Here is a 19,618-nt window from a genome sequence, read left to right on the forward strand (position 1 = left end):
GCCGCTCAAAGCCGCTAGGACGACATGAACCGCCTGGACGCACGTCGGGACGCGGCGGGAATAGAGAAATTGCCCGCACGGCGCAGTTAGCTGGGTAGAAACGCGCCCGGAGAATCGGTACGGACGGCCCATCACGGTAGACTGACGGAATGCGACTGACGCGGTGACTGGAACCGCCCGCATGAAACCCCAAGGAGAGCATTCCGACCGTGGCTGCCCAGAAGAAGAAGGCGCAAGACGAATACGGCGCTTCAGCGATCACCGTGCTCGAAGGGCTGGAAGCGGTCCGCAAACGCCCCGGCATGTACATCGGGTCCACCGGTGAGCGTGGTCTGCACCACCTCATCTGGGAGGTGGTCGACAACTCGGTGGATGAGGCGATGGCCGGCTACGCCACCCGGGTTGACGTGCGGCTCCTCGACGACGGCAGTGTGGAGGTCGCCGACGACGGGCGCGGCATTCCAGTGGCGATGCACGCCACCGGTGCCCCCACCGTCGACGTGGTGATGACCCAGCTGCACGCCGGCGGCAAGTTCGGCGGCGAGAACAGCGGCTACACCGTCAGCGGCGGGCTGCACGGGGTCGGGGTGTCGGTGGTCAACGCGCTCTCCACCCGCCTGGAAGTCAACATCAAGCGCGACGGGCACGAGTGGTTCCAGTATTACGACCGCGCCGTGCCCGGCACCCTCAAGCAGGGCGAGGCGACGAAGAAGACCGGGACCACCATCCGGTTCTGGGCCGATCCCGAGATCTTCGAAACCACCCAGTACGACTTCGAGACCGTGGCGCGGCGTCTGCAGGAGATGGCGTTCCTGAACAAGGGCCTCACGATCAACCTCACCGACGAACGAGTCGAGCAGGACGAGGTCGTCGACGAGGTGGTCAGCGACACCGCGGAGGCGCCCAAGTCCGCCGAGGAGAAGGCGGCGGAATCGACTGCGCCGCACAAGGTCAAGCACCGCACGTTCCACTACCCGGGTGGGCTGGTCGACTTCGTCAAGCACATCAACCGCACCAAGAGCCCGATCCAGCAGAGCGTGATCGACTTCGACGGAAAGGGCCCGGGCCACGAAGTCGAGATCGCCATGCAGTGGAACGGCGGCTACTCGGAGTCGGTGCACACCTTCGCGAACACCATCAACACGCACGAGGGCGGAACCCACGAAGAGGGCTTCCGCAGCGCGCTGACCTCGGTGGTGAACAAATACGCCAAAGACAAGAAGCTGCTCAAGGAGAAGGATCCCAACCTCACCGGCGACGACATCCGGGAAGGCTTGGCTGCGGTCATCTCGGTCAAGGTGGCCGAGCCGCAGTTCGAGGGCCAGACCAAGACCAAACTGGGCAACACCGAGGTCAAGTCGTTCGTGCAGAGGGTGTGCAACGAACAGCTGACGCACTGGTTCGAGGCCAACCCGTCTGAGGCGAAAACCGTTGTGAACAAGGCGGTGTCGTCCGCGCAGGCCCGGATTGCGGCGCGCAAGGCGCGCGAACTGGTGCGCCGCAAGAGCGCCACCGACTTAGGCGGGCTGCCCGGGAAGCTGGCCGACTGCCGCTCCACCGACCCGCGCAAGTCGGAACTGTATGTGGTGGAGGGTGATTCGGCCGGCGGTTCGGCGAAAAGCGGTCGCGATTCCATGTTCCAGGCGATCCTTCCGTTGCGCGGCAAGATCATCAACGTCGAGAAGGCCCGCATCGACCGGGTGCTGAAGAACACCGAAGTCCAGGCGATCATCACCGCGCTGGGTACCGGGATTCACGACGAGTTCGATCTCACCAAGCTGCGCTACCACAAGATCGTGCTGATGGCCGACGCCGACGTGGACGGCCAGCACATCTCGACGCTGCTGCTGACCCTGTTGTTCCGGTTCATGCGGCCATTGATCGAGAATGGACACGTGTTCTTGGCGCAGCCGCCGCTGTACAAGTTGAAGTGGCAGCGCACCGATCCGGAGTTCGCCTACTCCGACCGTGAGCGCGACGGCCTGCTCGAGGCGGGGCTCAAGTCGGGCAAGAAGATCAACAAAGAGGATGGCATTCAGCGGTACAAGGGTCTGGGTGAGATGGACGCCAAAGAATTGTGGGAAACCACGATGGACCCGTCGGTGCGGGTGCTGCGTCAAGTCACGCTCGACGACGCCGCGGCCGCCGACGAGTTGTTCTCCATCCTGATGGGCGAAGACGTCGATGCCCGCCGCAGCTTTATCACCCGCAACGCCAAAGACGTTCGCTTCCTGGATGTCTGACCGACTCGTCGGGCACGCCAACCCACAAAGGGGACTAGATGACTGACACCACGCTGCCACCGGGCGACGAGGCCGGCGACCGCATCGAACCTGTTGACATCCAGCAGGAGATGCAGCGCAGCTACATCGACTATGCGATGAGCGTGATCGTCGGGCGCGCATTGCCCGAGGTCCGCGACGGCCTCAAACCGGTGCACCGCCGCGTGTTGTATGCCATGTACGACTCGGGCTTCCGCCCGGACCGCAGCCACGCCAAGTCGGCCCGCTCGGTCGCTGAGACGATGGGCAACTATCACCCTCACGGTGACGCGTCCATCTACGACACCTTGGTGCGCATGGCTCAGCCGTGGTCGCTGCGGTACCCCCTGGTCGACGGCCAGGGCAACTTCGGTTCCCCGGGCAACGACCCGCCGGCGGCGATGAGATACACCGAGGCGCGGCTGACCCCGCTGGCCATGGAGATGCTGCGTGAAATCGACGAGGAGACAGTCGATTTCATTCCGAACTATGACGGTCGGGTGCAGGAACCGACGGTGCTGCCCAGCCGTTTCCCCAACCTGTTGGCGAATGGCTCCGGCGGCATCGCGGTCGGCATGGCGACCAACATCCCACCGCACAACCTGCGCGAGTTGGCAGAAGCCGTCTACTGGTGCCTGGACAACCACGAGGCCGATGAAGAAGCCACCCTGGCCGCAGTCTGCGAGCGGGTCAAGGGTCCCGACTTCCCCACCCACGGTCTGATCGTCGGGTCGCAGGGCATCCACGATGCCTACACCACCGGTCGCGGATCGATCCGGATGCGCGGAGTCGTTGAGATAGAAGAAGATTCGCGGGGTCGCACCTCGATCGTCATCACCGAGTTGCCCTATCAGGTCAACCACGACAACTTCATCACCTCGATCGCCGAGCAGGTCCGCGACGGCCGGCTTACCGGCATCGCCAACATCGAGGACCAATCCAGCGATCGGGTCGGCCTGCGCATCGTCGTCGAAATCAAGCGCGACGCGGTGGCCAAGGTGGTGCTGAACAACCTCTACAAGCACACCCAGCTGCAGACCAGCTTCGGCGCGAATATGTTATCGATCGTCGACGGGGTGCCGCGCACGCTGCGGCTCGACCAGATGATCCGCTACTACGTCGCGCACCAGCTCGACGTCATCGTCCGGCGCACCACCTACCGGCTGCGCAAGGCCAACGAACGCGCCCACATCCTGCGCGGCCTGGTCAAGGCGCTCGACGCGCTCGACGAAGTCATCGCCCTGATCCGGGCGTCGGAAACCGTCGATATCGCCCGGGCCGGGCTGATCGAGCTGCTCGATATCGACGAGATCCAGGCCCAGGCCATCCTCGATATGCAGCTGCGGCGGCTGGCGGCCCTGGAGCGCCAGCGCATCATCGACGACCTGGCCAAGATCGAAGCCGAGATCGCCGACCTGGAAGACATCCTGGCCAAGCCGGAACGGCAGCGCGCGATCGTTCACGACGAGCTCGCCGAGATCGTTGACAAGCACGGCGACGACCGTCGTACCCGGATCATCGCGGCCGACGGTGACGTCAACGACGAGGACCTGATCGCCCGCGAAGAGGTCGTCGTCACCATCACTGAGACCGGCTATGCCAAGCGAACCAAGTCCGACCTCTACCGCAGCCAGAAACGCGGCGGCAAGGGCGTGCAGGGCGCCGGCCTCAAGCAGGACGACATCGTGCGACACTTCTTCGTCAGCTCCACGCACGACTGGATCCTGTTCTTCACCACGCAGGGCCGGGTCTATCGCGCCAAGGCGTACGAACTGCCCGAGGCGTCCCGGACGGCGCGCGGCCAGCACGTCGCCAACCTGCTGGCCTTCCAGCCCGAGGAGCGCATCGCCCAGGTCATCCAGATCCGCGGCTACGAGGACGCCCCGTACCTGGTGCTGGCGACCCGCAACGGCCTGGTCAAGAAGACCAAGCTGACCGACTTCGACTCCAACCGGTCGGGCGGGATCGTGGCGATCAACCTGCGCGACAGCGACGAGCTCGTCGGCGCGGTGCTGTGCTCGTCGGATGACGACCTGCTGCTGGTGTCGGCCAACGGTCAATCGATCCGGTTCTCGGCCACCGATGAGGCACTGCGCCCGATGGGGCGCGCCACCTCCGGCGTGCAGGGCATGCGGTTCAACACCGACGATTACCTGTTGTCGCTCAACGTGATTCGTGAAGGCACGTACCTTTTGGTGGCGACGTCGGGTGGCTACGCCAAGCGCACCGCGATCGAGGAGTACCCGGTGCAGGGGCGCGGCGGCAAGGGCGTGCTCACCGTGATGTATGACCGTCGGCGCGGCAAGCTGGTGGGCGCGCTGATCGTCGACGACGACAGTGAGCTCTACGCCATCACCTCCGGAGGCGGCGTGATTCGCACCGCCGCGCGCCAGGTCCGCAAGGCCGGACGACAGACCAAGGGCGTGCGGTTGATGAACCTGGGCGAGGACAACACGCTGCTGGCCATCGCGCGCAACGCCGAGGAAAACGCGGACGAAGTCGTCGAGGAAGCGGAAGGCGACACAGAGTCCGACGGCTGATCGGTGACAATCCGGGCGGTCCGGGCCACAGCCGGGCAATTAGACTCGGCCCGACCAGACAAAATGCGACTGCCTTCGCCCGCGCGGCCCTGGTAGGAGATGTAAGGAGTCGGGGTGACCTCACCGAACGAGCCGGGCGCCCCCAAAATGGGCGACGGCCTTAATGGGGATGGTTCGGCCGAGCGCGCCGGTATACACCGCGCGACCCCGCCGGCACAGGCCGGCCGGGCCGCGGACGCCGGTGATTCACCGCCGTGGCAGCAGCGTGGCGGGGCCCGGCCCCCGCAGGCACCCCAGCGCCAGAACGAGCCCCCCACCGAGGCGCGGCCGTCTGCACCGCCGACGGGAGTCGAGGCCCGGCTCAACCGGTTCATCTCCGGCACCGCGGCGCCGGGCGCCGGCGCGCCCCCACCGGGCAAGATCCCGCCTCACGACACCGACGCTCCCGCGGGCCGCGGCGACGGGCCGCCCGCGGAGGCCTACGCCAGCGAGTTGCCGGACCTTTCCGGCCCGACCCCGCGGGGCCCGCAGCGCAAGACGCCCCCCGACCGAACCGGCGAGCCGTCGGGCCAGCAGGGCCCTGGCCGTTCGTCGGCCCCCGAAAACCGCGAGGGGCGCGAAAGCCGCACCCAGGTGTCCCGGCGACCGCGCGGCCCGGTGCGCGCCAGCATGCAGATCCGCCGGATCGATCCGTGGAGCACGCTGAAGGTGTCCCTGCTGCTCTCGGTCGCCCTGTTCTTCGTCTGGATGATCGCCGTGGCGTTCCTGTACCTGGTGCTCGGGGGCATGGGTGTGTGGTCGAAGCTGAACAGCAACGTCGGTGACCTGTTGAACAACACCAGCGGCAGCAGCGGCGAACTGGTGTCCAGCGGCACCATCTTCGGCGGCGCCGTGCTGATCGGCTTGGTCAACATCGTGTTGCTGACCGCGATGGCCACGATCGGCGCCTTCGTCTACAACCTGACCACCGACTTGATCGGCGGCGTCGAAGTGACGTTGGCCGACCGCGACTAGCATTTTTGGGGGTGGGGCGGCGAGTGCGGTAATCTCGTCGCTCGGCCGTACGCGTGTACGGGCCTATAGCTCAGGCGGTTAGAGCGCTTCGCTGATAACGAAGAGGTCGGAGGTTCGAGTCCTCCTAGGCCCACAACCATGTGCCCGTCACGACGTTGCGTAAGACTCGCCCTGCCAATCACAGTGATCGCTGTGGTGGCGGCGGTGGCGCGGTACCGACGCGGGGTCGAGGTCTGGCACGTGGCGGTGGACGACACATCCGGTCAGCCACCCGATCACGTCGAGGGGCCTTAGCTCAGTTGGTAGAGCACCGCCTTTGCAAGGCGGGTGTCAGGGGTTCGATTCCCCTAGGCTCCACAAATCACGGGCGGGGCTGCACGTCGACGCTGGGGGGCCGAGACTGCGGCTCCTGGGGCTTCTCCCGCACCTGGCGCCGCACAATGCTGAACGCGACGGCGCCGCCGGCGAGGACCGCGACCGCGACCCCGGCGAAGATCAACGGTCGTCTGGTCCGGCGCTGAGCGCGCCGCGCGTCCTGAAGCGCCTGCGGCAGCCCTGCCACCACCTCCTGTGCGGCCGCCAACTCCTGGGCCAGCGTCTCTTGCGCGGCCGCGAGTTCCTTGGCGAGGCGCCCGTCTTGGTATTTGCGACGAATCTGCGATGCGGTCGACTGCGCCGACTGGACACCCAGGCCGACGACGCCGCGTGTCACGTCCACCGGCCCCAGGGTCGAGTAGGTCAGCCCGCGGGTCAGTCGCTCCCGCGGGGTCAGCCGGGAATCCGCCTTCGCGCTCATCTGCCGCCTTTCTGTGCGTGCTGAACAGACTGCCAGCATAGGGACACCGGCGGAACCCTTCTGTGCGCGACGCGGTTTCGGTGGCAGCCCGGCTGGAGCGACACCGGGTGCAGGCGGGCCCGCGCGTAATGGCAGACTCTCATGCCGTGACCAACAGCCCCTTTCAGACCGCTACCGCCACGCTGCACACCAACCGCGGCGACATCAAAGTCGCCCTGTTCGGAAACCACGCGCCCAAGACCGTCGCGAACTTCGTCGGCCTGGCGCAGGGCACCAAGGAGTACTCGACCCAGAACGCATCGGGCGGGTCCTCCGGTCCGTTCTACGACGGCGCGGTCTTTCACCGGGTGATTCAGGGCTTCATGATCCAGGGCGGCGACCCGACCGGAACCGGCCGCGGCGGCCCCGGTTACAAGTTCGCCGACGAGTTCCACCCCGAACTGCAATTCGACAAGCCGTACCTGCTGGCGATGGCGAACGCGGGTCCGGGCACCAACGGCTCCCAGTTCTTCATCACCGTGGGCAAGACGCCCCACCTCAATCGCCGCCACACCATCTTCGGTGAAGTGACGGACCCGGAGTCGCAGCGCGTCGTCGAGGCGATCTCGACGACGGCCACTGACGCCAACGACCGCCCCACCGAACCGGTCGTCATCGAGTCGATCACGATCTCCTAGGCCCCGCCCTACGGCGGTCCGGTCAGCGCGGGCGAGGGCCCGCGTAACCGGCCGCCGTCAGTGCGTCGAGCACCTCCAGCGGATCCGTCCCCAGATCCCATCGGGAGAACAGCACCAGCCCGTCGTCGGCGTTCTCGACCTCGAGGAGCCGGACTTTGCGTCCGTAGCGGCGGAACTCGGTGATCCGGATGATCTTGATGTCGCTCGCCCGTAATACCTGCGTCCGGAACCATCCGCGGAGCACCAGGCCGTCGGCGGTAATTGCCAGCTTCGGCCGCGCGCGCCACGTCGCGCCCGCAAACAAGATCAGACCAGCCGCGGCAATCCCCGCCAAAACGCGCCCGGGCGGGTCTGTGACTACGGTCACACTCGCGATAGCCATCAAAACGCCGGCGACCCCGCAACCAGCGATTCCTGCCGCGTGCGGCTGCCATTGCGTTTGCTGCACGCGCTCCTCAGCCCCTCCTACCACGGGCGATGGAGTTATCCACAGACGCTATCAACAGTGGGGATAAATCACACGCGTGTGATTGGGTGGTCGGAATGTTGCTGGCGCAGTAACGGAGCAACTCAAAAATGAATTCATTCCGGCGCGTCTCGTGCTCAGTGCCACCGCATCGTCAGCAACAAACCGGTGATCATGAAAGCGAACGCGATGGCGTAGTTCCACGGCCCCAGTTGCGCCATCCAGTTAAGGGCGGTGGGCGCTTGGCTGCCGACGGCCGCTAACTGAAACACCATCAGCCAGACCAGGCCGATCAGCATGAGACCGACGAACAGGGCCACGAACCACACACTCGACGGCCCGACCTTCACCTTCACCGGCGTGCGACTGACCGAGCTGACGGTGAAGTCGTTCTTCTTGCGGACCTTGGACTTGGGCATGATTACCTCAACAAGACGGTGAGCGGGACGGGGTGCAACGATGAAGACCGCAGCTGCACGCACAGCTTGGCTACGAGACTAACCCACTCGGCGCGGTGACCAGGAAATTGGAGACCCCGATGAGCGACGGACGGCGGTCACCGTGGCGCTTCGGCGTCCCGGTGGTGTGCCTGTTGGCCGGGCTGCTGCTGGCCGCCACCCACGGGGTGTCCGGCGGCGCCGAGATCCGCCGCAGCGACGCCCCCCGGTTGGTGGACCTGGTCCGCGAGGCCCAGTCGTCGGTGAACCATCTCAACGCCCAGCGCGACGAGCTGTCGGGCAAGATCGACGCCGCGCACGGACGGTCCTCGGATCGCGCGCTGGCGGCGATGCTGCGACGCTCGGCCGAGCTGGCAGTCGAGGCGGGCATGAATCCGGTGCACGGGCCGGGCCTGGTGGTCACCCTGGAGGACGCCCCACGCGACGCCAACGGCCGGTTCCCGCGCGATGCGTCCCCCGACGACCTGGTCGTGCACCAGCAGGACATCGAGGCCGTCCTCAATGCGATGTGGAGCGCCGACGCCGAGGCGATCCAGATGCAGGACCAGCGCATCATCGCCACCTCGGTGCCGCGGTGCGTCGGCAACACCCTGCTGCTCAACGGGCGCACCTACAGTCCGCCCTACACGATCACCGCGATCGGCAACGCGGCCGCGATGCAAGCCGCTCTGGCCGCCGCTCCCCTGGTCGTCCTGTACCGCCAGTACGTAGTCCGGTTCGGGCTGGGCTACCGCGAAGAGGTCAAGCCCGACGTCCAGGTCGCCGGCCACACCGAGCCGGACCGGCTGCATTTCGCCCAGCCCATGGGAACCATCGGCTACTGAGTTTCCGCGGACGGTAACCTGGGACGGTGCGGATCCTGGTCGTCGACAACTACGACAGCTTCGTGTTCAACCTGGTGCAGTACCTGGGCCAGCTGGGCGTCGAGGCCGAGGTGTGGCGCAACGACGATGCCAGGCTTTCCGACGAGTCCGCCGTCGCCAGGGGGTTCGACGGTGTGCTGCTCAGCCCCGGGCCGGGAACGCCGGAACGCGCGGGCGCTTCCATCGCTCTGGTGGGTGCGTGTGCCGCCGAGCGCACCCCGCTACTCGGGGTCTGCCTGGGACACCAAGCCATCGGCGTGGCCTTCGGCGCGACCGTGGACCGCGCACCCGAGCTGCTGCACGGCAAGACCAGCAGCGTGTTCCACACCAATGCCGGTGTGCTGCAAGGGCTTCCGGATCCATTCACGGCGACCCGCTATCACTCGCTGACCATACTGCCGGAGTCGCTGCCCCCGGTGCTGGAGGTGACGGCGCGCACCCGCGGCGGCGTCATCATGGGTGTGCGGCACAGCGAGTTGCCCATTCACGGTGTGCAGTTCCACCCGGAGTCGATCCTGACCGAGGGCGGACACCGGATGCTGGCGAACTGGCTGGCGTACTGCGGCTGGGCCCGCAACGACACGCTGGTCCGCCGGCTCGAGAACGAGGTCCGCGCGGCCGTGCAGCCCTACTTCCCGGCCGACCCGGCCGCTACTGGCCGAACTTCAGCGTGATGATGCCGTCGCGGTTACACCCGGTGCCGGCCGGCGGGTTCTGATACACCACTCGGTGGGACTGGGAGCCACCCGCGTCCACGTCGGGGCCCTTGTCCAGCACCCCGGTCCAGCCCAGCGCCCGTAACCGAGGCTCGGCGTCCGTCCAGAACATGCCGCTCAGGTCGGGCATCGTGAACTGGTTGCCCTTGGACACCTGCAACTCGATCACCGAATCCACCGGAACCGTTTGGCCCTTGGGCGGGTTGGTGCCGATGACCTCGCCCGCCGGCCGGGTGCTGTCCACCTGCGCCTGGGTGATCTTGGTGAAGCCGTAGACCGTGAGATTCTTCTGCGCGACGTCGACGGTCTGGCCCGCGACGTCGGGCACCTGTTTCGTCTCCGGGCCTGAGCCGACGATCACGGTGATCACGTTGGTGATTGCCGACGTCTGGTTGGCCGGAGGGTTGGTGCCGATCACCTTGCCGAGCAGCTCCGGGCTCGACGGGGAATTGGCCTGCTTGAACTTGCCGAACCCGGCCGCTTTGAGCTTGCTGACCGCGTCGGAGTAGCTCAGCGAGGAGACGTCGGGCACCTCGCGCTGTTCGGGACCGGTCGAAACGTTGAGGGTGATCTCGTCGCCCGCGCTCACCGACGCGTTGGCGCCCGGATCCGTGCTGATGACGTGGTCGGGCGGGATCGTCGAATCGGGCTTTTGCAGCGTGCGCGTCTTGAAGCCGCGGTTCTGCAGCGCCGCAATGGCGTCGGCGGACACCTGGCCCCGCATGTCGGGCACCTGGACGTCGCGGGTGGTGCCGCCGAAGGTGTTGAAGGCGATGACGACGACGATCGTCAGCACCGCCAGCGCCGCGACCGCGACGATCCAGCGACCGACCGAGCCGCCGTTGCGGTCCTCGATGCGACGGAGGGGTTGCCGCGGGAGCGGATCGGTGCGGGGGCCGGGCAGGTTTCCGCCCGCGGCGAGCAGCGAGGAGCGGTCGGCGTCGGTGAGCACCTTGGGCGCTTCGGGGGTTTCGCCGTTGTGCACCCGCACCAGGTCGGCGCGCATCTCGGCGGCCGTCTGGTAGCGGTTGTCCGGATTCTTGGCCAGCGCCTTGAGCACGACCGCGTCGAGGTCGGCGGAGATGCCCTCGTGCCGCCGCGACGGTGGAATCGGGTCCTCGCGCACGTGCTGGTACGCGACCGCGACCGGGGAGTCACCGGTGAAAGGCGGCTCGCCCGTGAGGATTTCATAGAGCACGCAACCCAGCGAATAGACGTCGGAGCGGGCGTCGACGGTGTCGCCGCGGGCCTGCTCGGGCGACAGGTACTGGGCCGTCCCGATCACCGCCGCCGTCTGCGTGACGCTGTTGCCGCTGTCGGCGATCGCGCGGGCGATGCCGAAGTCCATCACCTTGACCGCATTGGTGTTGCTGATCATGATGTTCGCCGGCTTGACATCGCGGTGGATGATGCCGTTCTGGTGGCTGAAGTTCAGCGCCTGGCACGCGTCGGCGATGATCTCGATGGCCCGCCGCGGGGGCAGCGGGCCGTCGGTGTGCACGATGTCGCGCAGGGTGACGCCGTCGACGTACTCCATGACGATGTAGGGCAGCGGACCCGTCGGGGTTTCCGCCTCGCCGGTGTCGTACACCGCCACGATCGACGGGTGATTGAGCGCCGCGGCGTTCTGCGCCTCGCGGCGGAACCGCAGATAGAAGCTGGGATCACGGGCCAGGTCGGCGCGCAGCACTTTGACCGCCACATCGCGGTGGAGCCGGACGTCGCGGGCCAGGTGAACCTCGGACATCCCCCCGAATCCGAGGATTTCGCCCAGTTCATAACGGTCAGACAGGTGCTGAGGGGTGGTCATCGTGTTATCTCGTGTCGGGCCGGTGAGACGCTGGGCTTCGGTCGTTCACCCCACCCGCGCTCGGCCGGCCCTCGTTGCAGTCCAGGATTACCTATCGCCGCGCGATCCGTCCAATTGAGCCGCAGCGCGGGGCCCGGCGCGGAACCGCTCGGGGTCTTGCTCGCCGGCGGCGCCGGCGGCCCGCCGGTGTCGGTGACCGTCGGGGGCGGCGGCTGCTGCTGGGTGTCCGCGCGGGAATTGATGACGATGAGCACCGCGATGATGATCGCCAACGCTCCCAGCACCCCGGCGGCCCACAGCAACGCGCGCTGACCCGAGGAGAAGGTGCGCCGCGCCGGTGGTGGGCGGTGACCGCCGGTGGCCGGCCGGGATCGGCGTGGGGCCGGGGCCCGAGTGCTGGTGACGGCGGCCGCCCTGGTCGTCGGGCTGGACGGGATGGCCGCCGGCGACGCGCGCCCGGGGGGCGGCGACTGGCTGGGGCGCGGCGGGCGCCGGCCGGCCCGCACGGCCGCCACGGCGTCGGCGAAGGGGCCGCCGCTGCGGTAGCGCATCGCCGGATTCTTGACCAGCGTGATCTCGATGAGCTCCCGCACGTTGGGCGGCAGTTCTGCGGGCAGCGGGGGCGGCGGCTCCTTGATGTGCTTCATCGCCACCGTCAGGGCGCCGTCACCGGTGAAGGGCCGCTTGCCCGACACGACCTCGTAGCCGACGACACCCAGCGAGTACACGTCGCTGGCGGGGGTCGCGTCGTGCCCGAGGGCCTGTTCGGGGGCGATGTACTGTGCGGTGCCCATGACCATTCCGGTCTGGGTGACCGGCGCGGCGTCGACGGCCTTGGCGATACCGAAGTCGGTGATCTTGACCTGGCCGGTCGGGGTGATCAGGATGTTGCCCGGTTTGACGTCGCGGTGCACCAAGCCGGCGGCGTGCGCGACCTGCAGGGCCCGGCCGGTCTGCTCGAGCATGTCCAGTGCGTGCCGCAGCGACAGCCGGCCGGTGCGCTTGAGCACCGAGTTCAGCGGCTCGCCATTGACCAGCTCCATCACCAGGTAGGCGGTGCGGCCCTCCCCGTCCAGCTGGCTCTCGCCATAGTCGTGGACCTGGGCGATGCCGGGGTGGTTCAGCATGGCGGTGGTGCGCGCCTCGGCGCGGAACCGCTCGATGAATTCCGGGTCCTGGGAGAACTCCTGCTTGAGCACCTTGACCGCGACGCGCCGGCCGAGCCGGCTGTCCACGGCCTCCCAGACTTGGCCCATGCCACCGGTGGCGATCAGGCGCTGCAGGCGGTATCTGCCAGACAGCGTCACACCAACTCGCGGGCTCATGGTCCTCCCTGTAGCGCGGCTTGGATCACAGCCCGTCCGATCGGCGCGGCGAGTGCACCTCCCGTCGCGGACAGGCGGTCGCCGCCATTCTCCACCAACACTGCCACGGCGACTTTGGGCGTCTGCGCGGGCGCGAAGGCGATGTACCACGCGTGCGGCGGTGTGTTTCGCGGATCGGTGCCATGCTCTGCGGTACCGGTCTTGGATGCGATCTGCACGCCGGGAATGGCCCCTTTCTGCTGCGCGACCTTCTCGGCGCCGACCATCAGCTCTGTTAGCTTAGCGGCGACCTGGGATGACACCGCGCGGCGCTGCTGATAGGGAACGGTCGTGCTGATGTTCGCCAGGTCGGGGCCCTTGAGACTGTCGATCAGGTAGGGCTGCATCGTGATGCCGTCGTTCGCGATGGTCGCGGCGATCTGAGCGTTCTCCAGCGGTGTCAGCGCGACGTCCTTTTGGCCGATGCTGGACATGCCCAGCGCGGCCGCGTCCGGGATGATCCCGACCGTCGACTCGGCGACCTGCAGCGGGATCACGCTCGGTGTGGTGTCCAGACCGAACGAGCGCGCCATACTGCGCAGCGCATCCGACCCGGTGTGGATGCCGAGCTGGACGAACGCCGTGTTGCACGAGAAGGCGAACGCCTGCTTGAGCGACACCGTGAGCTCATTGCCACAGGGCTGGCCGCCGTAGTTCTCCAGCGTCGCGGTGCTGTCCGGAAGCTGGATGGACGCCGCCGCGGTCAGTTGCTCGGCATCGGTCGCACCGGCCTCCAGGGCCGCCGCGGTGGTGACCACCTTGAAGGTGGAGCCGGGCGGGTAGGTCTCCGAGATGGCGCGGTTGGTCAGGGGGTTGTCGGGGTCGTCGCGCAGCCGCTGCCACGCCTGCGCCTGCACCTGAGGATCGTGCGACGCGAGCAGATTGGGGTCATACGACGGCGATGACACCATGGCCAAGATCTTGCCGGTGGACGGCTCGAGGGCGACGACGGCGCCCTTGCACGGCGGCCCGCCGCAGCCCTGCTGCATCGCATCCCACCCGGCCTGCTGGACCCGCGGCCGGATGGTGGTGTCGACGTTGCCGCCGCGGGGATCGCGGCCGGTGAAGAAGTCGGCCAGCCGGCGCCCGAACAGCCGCTCGTCCGACCCGTTCAGCAGCGGGTCCTCGGCACGCTCCAAGCCGGTGCTGGAATAGCGCAGGGAGTAGAAGCCGGTGAGCGGCGCGTAGACAGCGGGATTGGGATAGACCCGCAGAAAGCGGAACCGGCTGTCGGTGGCCACCGAGTAGGCCAGCAGTTGGCCACCGGCGACGATCTGGCCGCGCTGCCGCGAATACTCGTCCAGCAGGACCCGCTGATTGCGCGGGTCGGCCCGCAGCGAGTCGGCGGCGAACACCTGCGTCATGGTGGCGTTGAGCAGCAACAGCACGATCAACGCCATGACCGTGAGCGAGATGCGGCGCAGCGAGGTGTTCATACCTTCTCGATCACCTCGGTCTTGGCCGCCGCGATCGGGGCGTCCTTGCGGTCACGGCCGCGCAGGGGGTGCCGCGCGCTGTTGGAGATGCGAGCGAGGATGGCCAGCAGTATGTAGTTGGCGAGCAGTGACGATCCGCCGTACGACATCCACGGCGTGGTGAGCCCGGTCAGCGGGATGAGTTGCGTGACGCCGCCGACGACGATGAACAACTGGATGGCCAGGGTGGACGCCAGACCCGCGGCCAGCAGCTTGCCGAAGCTGTCCCGCGTCGCGATCGCGGTGCGCATGCCGCGGATGATGACGATGGTGTACAGCATCAAGATGCTGGCGAACCCGACCAGCCCCAGCTCTTCACCGAAGGCCGCGATGATGAAGTCGGTCGACGCGGCCGGAACGGTATCGGGTTGGCCGTTGCCGAGCCCGGTGCCGAAGATGCCGCCCGTGGCGAAACTGAACAGCGACTGCACGATCTGATAGCCGCTGCCGTCGGGGTCGGAGAACGGGTTCCACCACATCTGCACGCGGACCCGCACGTGCGCGAAGATGAAATACGCGATGACGCTGCCCACCGCGAACAGCACCAGGCCGATCACAACCCAGCTGAACCGTTGTGTCGCAAGGTAAACCACGACCAAGAACGACGCATAGAGCAGCAGCGAGGTGCCGAGGTCCTTCTCGAAGGCCATCACGCCCACCGAGATCACCCACGCGGCCAGCAGTGGCGCGAGGTCGCGTGGGCGCGGCAGGGTCAGGCCCATGAAATGCTTTCCGACGCTGTTGAATAGGCCCCGCTTGGCGATCAGCACGGCGGAGAAGAAGATCAGCAGCAAGATCTTGGAGAACTCGGCGGGCTGAAACGAGAAGCCGGGGAAGCGAATCCAGATCTTCGCGCCGTTCTGCTCGGACAACGATGCCGGCAACAGCGCGGGAATCACCAGCAGCACCAGGCCGGTGATCCCGCAGATGTAGCCATACCGCGCCAGCTGTCGATGGTCTTTGAGGAACGTGACCACGAGCGCGAACGTGATGACCCCGACCACCGTCCACAGCATCTGCTGGGTGGCGCTGGGGTGATGGCGGCCGCTCATCTGGTTGTTGACCAGGTCGAGCCGGTGGATCATCACCAAGCCAAGTCCATTGAGCAGCGCCACAATTGGCAACAGCAACGGGTCGGTATAGGGCGCGAAGCGCCTGATCGCCATGTGCGCCGAACCGAACACGAGTAGGAACACCAACCCGTAGGTGATGACGTTCCAGCGTATTTCACGGTCCTGGTTGGCTTCGACGATGATCAGCGCGGCGACGGTGATGGCCGCGGCGAAGCACAGCAGCAGCAGCTCGGCGTTGCGACGGGTCGGCAGCGGCGGCGTCACCGCGACGGGCGGCTGAAGTTGTGTGGTCATGCCACTGTCCGGCAATCAATGCCCGGTTGAAGTGGGGGCGCTGGAAGCGCGGTGACCGTCTGGGAAGTGGTCGTGGGGCCCACCGGCGAAGGGTGGTCGATGCTGGCGATGCCGCGACACTTGACTCGGGGGCGCCGCTCCCGAGGCCCGGGGATCCCGGCGGCGACGTAGCGCGCGGCGACGGACAGGTGGGCAGCAGGTATTCGGCCAGCAATTGTCGTAGCTGTGACTCGGCCTGGTCCAGGCTGCCGCCCGGCAGCCCGGTTTGCACCTGGACCTGCCCGGGACGGCGCAAGTCCCGCAGAGTCATCAGTTGGCAGTTCGAGTGGCCGGATTGGCCGTAACTGATCAGCGACAGCTCGTTCCGCGCGCTCAGGCAGCCGACCAGATAGGGCTCCTGCAGCGGCAGACCCAGCAAGGACCCCTGGATTCCGCGGACTATCGAGACCTTGCCGTCGTATTCGGTGACGTAATAGTTGCGCTGGATCACCCACCAGGCGATGGCCAGGCCCGACAGAACGAACAACACCGCCAACGTCACGACGAAGAACATCCGGCGCCGTGGCCAGCGGGGCCGGTTGGGGGTTTCTGGTTGGGGCGCAACGCGTTTCGCGGCCTCCTCGCGGGGCCTGATCGCGGAGGCGCGGCCGGCGGAGGTGTTGGGCAATGTCATCTGGTCGTCGTCACCGGAAACCGCGCCGGCCAGAATTGGTTGGGTTTGGCCGTAGTCGTAGTCGACGACATCGGCGACCACCACGGTCACGTTGTCCGGGCCGCCGCCGCGCAGCGCCAGCTCGATGAGGCGGTAGGCGGCTTCGGCCACGTCCGGGATCTGCAGGGCTTCCAGGATGGTCTCGTCGCTGACCGGGTCGCTGAGTCCGTCGGAGCAGAGCAGGTAGCGGTCGCCGGCCCGCGCCTCGCGCATGGTCAGCGTGGGTTCGACCTCGTGACCGGTCAGCGCGCGCATGATCAGCGACCGCTGCGGGTGGCTGTGCGCCTCTTCGCGGGTGATGCGGCCCTCGTCGACGAGGGTCTGGACGAAGGTGTCGTCCTTGGTGATTTGCGTCAGTTCACCGTCACGCAGCAGATAGCCGCGCGAATCGCCGATGTGTACCAAGCCAATTCGGTCGCCCGCGAACAGGATCGCGGTGAGCGTGGTGCCCATTCCCTCGAGTTCGGGCTCCGCCTCCACTTGCGCCGCGATGGCTGCATTGCCGGCGCGCACCGCGGCGTCGAGCTTGGCCAGCAGGTCGCCGCCGGGTTCGTCGTCGTCGAGGTGGGCCAGCGCGGCGATCACCAGTTGGGAGGCGACCTCGCCCGCGGCGTGGCCGCCCATGCCGTCGGCCAGGGCGAGCAGCCGGGCACCGGCGTATACGGAGTCTTCGTTGTTGGCGCGCACCAGGCCGCGATCGCTGCGCGCGGCGTATCGCAGGACCAGGGTCACGGGCGCAACTCCTCGATCCCGGCTAAGCCGGCATCATCGTCGTGAGCGCGGGTCACGGGCGCAGCTCGATCGCCGTCTTGCCGATCCGAATCGGCGTCCCTATGGGAACTCGTACCGCAGTCGTCACCTTTGCCCTGTCAAGGTAAGTGCCGTTTGTCGATCCTAGATCCTCGACGTACCATTCCGAACCGCGCTGAGATAGCCGGGCGTGCCGCGTTGAGGCGTAGTCGTCGGTGAGCACCAGGGTTGAGTCGTCAGCCCGCCCGATCAACACCGGTTGCCCGCTGAGTGTGATGCGGGCCCCGGCCAACGCCCCCTCGGTCACCACCAGGTAGCGCGCGGCGTGCCGGCGTTCCCGCGACGGCAGCAGGGTGCTGCGCAACGTCAAGCCCCGGCGCACCATGACGGCGCCGGTGGGGGCGTAGATATCGGTCCGCAAGATCCGCAACACGGACCAGATGAATACCCACAACAACATCAGAAATCCGGCACGCGTCAGCTGCAGTACGAGTCCCTGCATCTGGCGTCCTTTCCGTCCTGGCGGCGTAGTCCCCCCGGCGCCCATGACCCCGAGCACATCGGCAACGTCACGATACTTGGACGGCGGTCGACACGGGGCGAAGCAGGGCAGCGTTGAGCCCAGCGGGTTCAGTGGATCCGGACGATGATCTCCGAGTGGCCCAGGCGGATCACGTCACCATCGGCCAACTGCCATTCCTGCACGGGCGCGTTGTTCACGGTGGTGCCGTTGGTCGAGTTCAGGTCCGACAGGAGCGCCACCTGCCCGTCCCAACGGATCTCGAGGTGACGCCGTGACACGCCGGTGTCGGGCAACCGGAATTGGGCGTCTTGCCCGCGGCCCACGATGTTGGAGCCCTCGCGGAGCTGATAGGTGCGGCCGCTACCGTCGTCGAGCTGCAGCGTGACCGTCGTCCCGGCCGCACCATAGCCGCCGCCGTAAGCGCCGTAGCCGCCGGCCTGCTGGCCGTAGTCGGCGGGCTGGGCGTACTCGGCCTGCTGGCCGTAGTCGTAATCGCGCTGGGGGGCCTCGGGGTACCCGCCGCCCTGGCCGCCGTATCCCCCGCCCGGGACGTTCTCCGCGTACTGCGTGTAGTCGCCGGCGTAATCCTGCCGACCGTAGCCGCCGCCGCCCTGCTGGTATCCCTGCTCGTACCCGCCGGCCTGCTCATAGCCGCCGCCCTGCTCATAGCCCGCGCCCTGCTCGGGGTAGGCCGGCCGCTGCTCGGGCGGAGCGTAGGCACCCTCGTCGGGGCGCGCCGGTCCGCGGCCGTATTCGCCGTACCCGCCGTAGCCCTGCTGGCCGCCGGCGGGCTGACCGCCGCCGGGCGGGCCGTACCCGCCGCCCTGGCGGTAGCCCTGGTCGTAACCTTGGCCGCCGTACCCACCGGGCGCGGGAGGGCGCTGCTCGTACTGCGGCGGGTACCCGCCTTGGCCCTGCTCGGGGTAGCCCCCGCCCTGGCCCTGGTAGCCGCGCTGCTCGGGGTATCCCCCCGGGCCTTGGTACCCGCGCTGGTCGGGGTAGCCGCCCGGCGCCTGGTAGCCGCCCTGCTCCGGGTAGCCGCCTTGGCCCTGCTCGGGGTAGCCGGCCTGCTCGGGATGCCGCGGTGGCGGGTAGCCCTGCTGCGGCGGGTAGCCGCCCTGCTCGGGCGGCGGTGGGTACCCACCGCGCGGTTCAGGCCCCGCCTGCGGTTCTGCGCCACCCTCTTGCGGACGCCCGTAGCGGTCGTCGTAATACTCATCGCTGGGCCGCCCCGGCCCCTGAGCCCCGCGGTAGCTCGAATCGTCAGTCATTGGTGCTACTCCTCGTTCTGCGCCGAACGCATTATTTGATTGTGGCCGGACGGGCTCATTGACCGTCGGGCGGGGCTGCACATCGGGGTTGACAGCACCACGGGCGCGGTACTGGCCGGTACGCAGGTTCGACGATTGCTCGAACCGGACGACCACATCACCATACGTTTGCCACTCCTGTTCACGGATGTAGTCGGCCAAGTACCTAGCGAAAGCGCCCGACGTGAGATCAGGGTCGGCGCCCACCTTCTCGAAGTCGTGCCTTCCGAGGGTAATGATGTATTCGTTGGGGGCCAAAAACCGATTTCCATGCAGCCGCTGGACGCCGTCGCGGGCTTCGCGGCGCAGCAGGGCCTCCACCTCCTGCGGAACAATCGATCCGCCGAAGACTCGGGCGAAGGCATTGTCAACGGTGGCCTCAAGCTTGCGCTCGATCCGCGCCGCCAGCCCCCGTTGGCTACTCATGCCCCGCCGTTCGCCTGCACTTGCCGACGCGTGTCGCTGCTATGCGGCAAACGATGCGCGGAGTGACCTCTCACTCCAGCATGGTATCGA

15 protein-coding genes, 2 tRNA genes and 1 pseudogene are annotated in these 19,618 nt (G+C 67.5%); 8 read left to right on the forward strand and 10 right to left on the reverse strand.

The features are described from left to right. Positions 1 to 209 precede the first annotated feature (209 nt). The 5 genes from gyrB to C1737_RS18995 all read left to right on the forward strand — a co-directional run bounded on the left by gyrB (position 210) and on the right by C1737_RS18995 (position 6,172). Positions 210 to 2,243, forward strand: coding sequence for a DNA topoisomerase (ATP-hydrolyzing) subunit B (gene gyrB / locus C1737_RS18975; protein WP_067919574.1), 2,034 nt, complete (start codon positions 210 to 212; stop codon positions 2,241 to 2,243). Between the two features lie 38 nt (positions 2,244 to 2,281). Beyond that, entirely contained in the window at positions 2,282 to 4,801 is a 2,520-nt protein-coding gene (gyrA, locus tag C1737_RS18980) for a DNA gyrase subunit A (RefSeq protein ID WP_068091219.1), read from the forward strand. 114 nt (positions 4,802 to 4,915) lie between these two features. Then, positions 4,916 to 5,815 carry a DUF3566 domain-containing protein gene (locus tag C1737_RS18985; protein ID WP_102419200.1) on the forward strand — a complete coding sequence of 300 codons (900 nt, stop codon included), beginning with the start codon at positions 4,916 to 4,918 and terminating at the stop codon, positions 5,813 to 5,815. A 59-nt stretch (positions 5,816 to 5,874) separates the two neighbouring features. Then, positions 5,875 to 5,948, forward strand: a tRNA-Ile gene (locus C1737_RS18990). Between the two features lie 151 nt (positions 5,949 to 6,099). After that, a tRNA-Ala gene (locus tag C1737_RS18995) sits at positions 6,100 to 6,172 on the forward strand. 4 nt (positions 6,173 to 6,176) lie between these two features. Here the strand turns inward: C1737_RS18995 and cwsA are convergent. After that, positions 6,177 to 6,611, reverse strand: a complete 435-nt coding sequence (gene cwsA, locus C1737_RS19000) for a cell wall synthesis protein CwsA (RefSeq protein WP_067919570.1) — start codon at positions 6,609 to 6,611, stop codon at positions 6,177 to 6,179. A gap of 128 nt (positions 6,612 to 6,739) precedes the next feature. On the opposite strand from cwsA, the gene C1737_RS19005 reads away from it, so the two are divergent. Then, the gene (locus C1737_RS19005; protein WP_067919596.1) at positions 6,740 to 7,288 is read left to right on the forward strand and encodes a peptidylprolyl isomerase; all 549 of its coding nucleotides are present in this window, start codon (positions 6,740 to 6,742) and stop codon (positions 7,286 to 7,288) included. A 22-nt stretch (positions 7,289 to 7,310) separates the two neighbouring features. Here the strand turns inward: C1737_RS19005 and C1737_RS19010 are convergent, their stop codons facing one another. Further along, positions 7,311 to 7,736: a PH domain-containing protein gene (locus tag C1737_RS19010; RefSeq protein WP_068091237.1), complete on the reverse strand. Its 426-nt coding sequence runs from the start codon at positions 7,734 to 7,736 to the stop codon at positions 7,311 to 7,313. 155 nt (positions 7,737 to 7,891) lie between these two features. After that, positions 7,892 to 8,173 (reverse strand): cell division protein CrgA, encoded by a 282-nt coding sequence (gene crgA, locus C1737_RS19015; RefSeq protein ID WP_055404552.1) that lies wholly within the window; start codon positions 8,171 to 8,173, stop codon positions 7,892 to 7,894. A gap of 119 nt (positions 8,174 to 8,292) precedes the next feature. On the opposite strand from crgA, the gene C1737_RS19020 reads away from it, so the two are divergent. Next, complete coding sequence (locus C1737_RS19020) at positions 8,293 to 9,036, forward strand: DUF881 domain-containing protein (protein WP_102419201.1); 744 nt, start codon at positions 8,293 to 8,295, stop codon at positions 9,034 to 9,036. 26 nt (positions 9,037 to 9,062) lie between these two features. Then, a complete protein-coding gene (locus C1737_RS19025; RefSeq protein ID WP_067919566.1) occupies positions 9,063 to 9,749 on the forward strand; it encodes an aminodeoxychorismate/anthranilate synthase component II in 687 nt (228 codons plus the stop codon). Here the strand turns inward: C1737_RS19025 and pknB are convergent. The 7 genes and pseudogenes from pknB to C1737_RS19060 form a co-directional block, all read right to left on the reverse strand. Continuing rightward, positions 9,727 to 11,601: a Stk1 family PASTA domain-containing Ser/Thr kinase gene (pknB, locus tag C1737_RS19030; RefSeq protein ID WP_068091227.1), complete on the reverse strand. Its 1,875-nt coding sequence runs from the start codon at positions 11,599 to 11,601 to the stop codon at positions 9,727 to 9,729. The two genes, C1737_RS19025 and pknB, sit on opposite strands and share 23 nt — an antisense overlap. Next, positions 11,598 to 12,926: a serine/threonine-protein kinase gene (locus tag C1737_RS19035; protein WP_082974891.1), complete on the reverse strand. Its 1,329-nt coding sequence runs from the start codon at positions 12,924 to 12,926 to the stop codon at positions 11,598 to 11,600. Before C1737_RS19035 ends, pknB begins: the two co-directional genes overlap by 4 nt. Further along, the gene (pbpA, locus tag C1737_RS19040) at positions 12,923 to 14,401 is read right to left on the reverse strand and encodes a D,D-transpeptidase PbpA (RefSeq protein ID WP_067919564.1); all 1,479 of its coding nucleotides are present in this window, start codon (positions 14,399 to 14,401) and stop codon (positions 12,923 to 12,925) included. The genes C1737_RS19035 and pbpA overlap by 4 nt, the downstream gene beginning before the upstream one ends. Next, entirely contained in the window at positions 14,398 to 15,807 is a 1,410-nt protein-coding gene (locus tag C1737_RS19045; protein WP_102419202.1) for an FtsW/RodA/SpoVE family cell cycle protein, read from the reverse strand. Before C1737_RS19045 ends, pbpA begins: the two co-directional genes overlap by 4 nt. Then, a pseudogene (locus C1737_RS19050) lies at positions 15,804 to 17,251 on the reverse strand (PP2C family serine/threonine-protein phosphatase). The gene C1737_RS19045 and the pseudogene C1737_RS19050 overlap by 4 nt, the downstream one beginning before the upstream one ends. Before the next feature lie 52 nt (positions 17,252 to 17,303). Next, positions 17,304 to 17,771 carry an FHA domain-containing protein gene (locus C1737_RS19055; RefSeq protein WP_067916879.1) on the reverse strand — a complete coding sequence of 156 codons (468 nt, stop codon included), beginning with the start codon at positions 17,769 to 17,771 and terminating at the stop codon, positions 17,304 to 17,306. Positions 17,772 to 17,899: 128 nt separating this feature from the next. Then, complete coding sequence (locus C1737_RS19060; RefSeq protein ID WP_102419203.1) at positions 17,900 to 19,528, reverse strand: DUF3662 and FHA domain-containing protein; 1,629 nt, start codon at positions 19,526 to 19,528, stop codon at positions 17,900 to 17,902. Between the last annotated feature and the right edge of the window lie 90 nt (positions 19,529 to 19,618).

The organism is Mycobacterium sp. 4858 (assembly GCF_900240975.1).
Taxonomy (GTDB): Bacteria; Actinomycetota; Actinomycetes; order Mycobacteriales; family Mycobacteriaceae; genus Mycobacterium.